This is a genomic window from Cellulomonas avistercoris (assembly GCF_014836445.1).
GTDB lineage: Bacteria > Actinomycetota > Actinomycetes > Actinomycetales > Cellulomonadaceae > Cellulomonas > Cellulomonas avistercoris.
The window spans coordinates 6,382-10,068 of record NZ_JACSQV010000029.1; the positions used below are offsets into that span (position 1 = coordinate 6,382).

The following is a 3,687-nucleotide window of genomic DNA, read 5'->3' on the forward strand; positions in this document are numbered from 1 at the left end:
CCCCCCCCCCCCCCCCCCCCCCCCCCCCCCACCCCTTGTGGGTCAAGCGGTGGTCAGTCGACCGGGAAGAGCGTCACCGTCACCATGCCGGTGTAGGTGCCCGGCTGGGTGTCGACGGGGACCTCGAGGCGCAGGTCGGCCCCGAAGGACGTCGACCCCCACCGGCCCTCGGCGGTCGCCGAGCCGAGACGGCTGGGCGTGGCGAGCCCGGCGCCACCGTCGAGCACGGTGGCCACCCGTGCGCCGGCGGACACGCCGGGCTTGGGCGCGAGCACCTTCGGCGTCCAGCCGAGGTGGCTCGCCGCCAGGCTCTGGCCGGCGGACGTGAAGGCGTCGGCCTGCCCGGACACCGCCCAGCCGCCGTCGCCGGCCTGTGCGGTCGACCGCGAGTCGGTGACCGTCACCGCGGGCAGCTCGCCGACGAGACGCAGGCGGTCGCCGGCGTTCTCCGGGGCCGAGAGCTCGACCGCGTCGCCGAAGTCGGCGACGGTCAGGCTGAGCGCACCGTCCTGGGCGGCCTCGGGGATGACGCCGCGCACGGGGATGCCGTCACGGCTGTCGGCGTTCTTCCACAGGTAGTCCCTGGCGAAGATGATGAACAGCTGGCTCGCCGTCATGCCGTCGTGCGCACCGGGGACCTGCGCGGTCGCGGCCGGGATGCCGCGCTCGCGCCAGCTCGCCGCCATGACCTCGCGGCTGTCGAGCGAGCCCTCGAAGAACCCGTTGCCGAGCAGGACGGACATGCCGTTCTCGCCGACGGCGCCGGCGATCTGGTCGTAGTTCGCGGCGGTCAGCGCGGGGCTGGGGACGCCGGAGAGCAGACCGTAGTACCCGAACGCGGTCGGGTAGGAGCGCATGATGTGCGAGCTCGTCATCGCGCCGTAGGAGAAGCCGCCGTAGGCGCGGTCCTCCCGCTCGTTCGACACGTTGTAGCTCGACTCCACGCGCGGGATGACGTTGCGCACGAGGTTGTCGGCCGCGTTCTGCTGGTTGTACGAGCCGAAGCTGAGCGCGGTGCCCGTGAAGTGGTTGCCCACGGTGATGACGACGGTCGGCTCGATCTCGCCGCGTGCCGTCATGTTGTCCAGGATGTTGGGCACGTTCGTCGGCACCATGAAGTCGGTCTCGTCGCCGAAGATGCCGTGCATGAGGTAGGCGACCTTGTAGGGCTCCGCGCGGTCCGCGTCGTAACCGGCCGGCAGGTAGACGCCGAGGTAGTGGCCGTCGTCACCGAGGATCGTCGTGTACTCCTCGTAGTGGACGGAGCCCTTGCTCGCCAGGTCGGCGACGGGGAGCTCGTACTGCGCCCGCTCCTGGAGCACCGGGTCGCCCTGAACGGGCGAGTACGGGACGTAGGCGGTGTCGAGCACGTCGTTGTTGCGCACGCGGAACGAGTCGCCCGCGGGGCGCGGGTGGGCCGAGGCGGGGTCCCAGATCCGCTTGTTCTCCCAGCCCTGGCTCGCGTCCCAGACGCGGTACCAGTAGCTGAGGCTGCCGGCGTGCAGCGGGAGCGTCACGGACCAGTTGCCGTCGTCGTCCCGGACCATCTGCCGGACGAACTCGACGCCGCCCGCGTGGTAGCGGCCGGGCCGCCACTCCTCGGGCTCGTAGCGGGTGTTGCCCGTGCTGACGTCGAGCAACGTGAGGTCACCGGCCAGGCGCACCTGGCTGGCGTTCTCGTTGTGGTACACGAACGTCACCATGTAACCGGTGGGCGAGCTCGGGTCCGCGACCACGGTCACGCCCGGCGCGGGCGTGTCCGCGTGGGCGGCCGGTGCGAGCGCGATGCCTCCGACACCGATCGCCAGCGACGCCAGCAACGACACGGCGCGCCGACGGCGCCGCCCTTCTACAGCATTCCTCACGTGACTACTCCTTCGTATACGTGCGGTGATCCCTCGGGGTCCTGCTCGGGGCCGTCCGGCCCTGCTCGTGCGACCGCGTCGCGGTCGACCTCGTCATGACGACGGACGCTCGTCGTCGGCGCGTCCATCGGGAGTCGTCGGTGCGTCGCGTCCGCGCCTCGTCCCGAGGGACGGGTGCCCGGCACCCACTGGTCTTCGTCGACCGGTGCGTCTCGGGCCCCCGTTGATGCGGACGATACAACGATTTATCAGCGCGCCACAGCAGCCCCGTGCTCGACAGCACGGCGGGAGCGTGACCAGACCCGAGCGTCACCCTCGTGCGTCAGATACGGTCCCCCGTCCGGGCGACGACGCCCCCCACGGACCGCCCCGGGACGGGGCGCCCGCCCGTCCGCATGCCGGGACGCGCGTCTCGCGGGAACCTTTGCGCGGGCTACCGTGTTGACGCTAGCGTCGGCTCGACCACGGGCCGACGTCCGTGCACCCCGGTCCCGCCCCTGGCGAGGCCCTGGACGAGGAGAGCGATGCGCGTGCCGACCGCCGCCGTTGCCCCCGTCGTGCGCGCCTGCGTGGCGTGCACCTGTTGTCGGTGTCGGTAGAGCGCTGGCCGCTCCCGCACGCCTGACGTGCGCGCACCCGTCGGGTGCACCCCCGCCCAGCGCTCGCCCCGGAGGACCCGCCGCGGCGCGCCTCCCCCGGTCCCACCCGCGTCGCCCCGGCGCACCCCTCGCAGATCCCCCGCACCGCCGACCCTGACGGGTACGGCTCGACCGAAGAGGAATCATGGCCCGCATCTACGACGACGCCACCGCGCTGATCGGCAACACCCCGCTCGTCCGCATCAACAAGATCACCGACGGCGCCCCCGCGCAGGTCGTCGGCAAGCTCGAGTTCTACAACCCCGCCAGCTCGGTGAAGGACCGCATCGGCGTCGCGATCATCGACGCCGCCGAGAAGTCGGGCGACCTGCAGCCCGGCGGCACGATCGTCGAGGCCACGAGCGGCAACACCGGCATCGCGCTCGCGTTCGTCGGTGCGGCGCGCGGCTACAAGGTCGTCCTGACGATGCCCGAGACGATGTCGAAGGAGCGCCGTGCGCTGCTCCGGGCGTTCGGCGCCGAGCTCATCCTCACCCCCGGCTCGGAGGGCATGAAGGGCGCGGTCAACCGTGCCAACGAGATCGTCGCCGAGCGCCCGGGCGCGATCCTCGCCCGCCAGTTCGCCAACGAGGCCAACCCGGAGATCCACCGCCGGACGACGGCCGAGGAGATCTGGGCGGACACGGACGGCGAGATCGACATCCTCGTCGCCGGCATCGGCACGGGCGGCACGATCACGGGCGTCGGCCAGGTGCTCAAGGAGCGCAAGCCGGGCGTGCAGATCGTCGCGGTCGAGCCGGCCGAGTCGCCGATCCTCAACGGCGGCGCCCCGGGCCCGCACAAGATCCAGGGCATCGGCGCCAACTTCGTCCCCGAGATCCTCGACACCAACGTCTACGACGAGGTCATCGACGTCGACGCCGAGACGGCCATCGCGGTCGCGCGCCGCGCGGCACGCGAGGAGGGCCTGCTCGTGGGCATCTCGTCCGGTGCCGCCCTGCACGCCGCCACGCTGCTGGCCCAGCGCCCCGAGAACGCGGGCAAGCTGATCGTCGTCATCATCCCGTCGTTCGGCGAGCGCTACCTGTCCTCGGTGCTCTACGCCGACCTGCTGGACTGACCGCCCGGGCCCCGGGGGGGGCGGGGGCCGGGCGGTGCTCAGCGCAGCGTGCCGACCCAGTGGGACAGCAGCTGCGCGCCGGCGTCGCCGGACTTCTCAGGGT

2 protein-coding genes are annotated in these 3,687 nt (G+C 72.3%); one reads left to right on the forward strand and one right to left on the reverse strand.

The annotated features are described in order from the left end of the window. Window positions 1–53: 53 nt before the first annotated feature. Complete coding sequence (locus H9657_RS18795) at window positions 54–1,865, reverse strand: alpha/beta hydrolase (RefSeq protein ID WP_191784965.1); 1,812 nt, start codon at window positions 1,863–1,865, stop codon at window positions 54–56. 783 nt (window positions 1,866–2,648) lie between these two features. On the opposite strand from H9657_RS18795, the gene cysK reads away from it, so the two are divergent. Then, window positions 2,649–3,584, forward strand: coding sequence for a cysteine synthase A (gene cysK / locus H9657_RS18800; RefSeq protein WP_191784966.1), 936 nt, complete (start codon window positions 2,649–2,651; stop codon window positions 3,582–3,584). Window positions 3,585–3,687 lie beyond the last annotated feature (103 nt).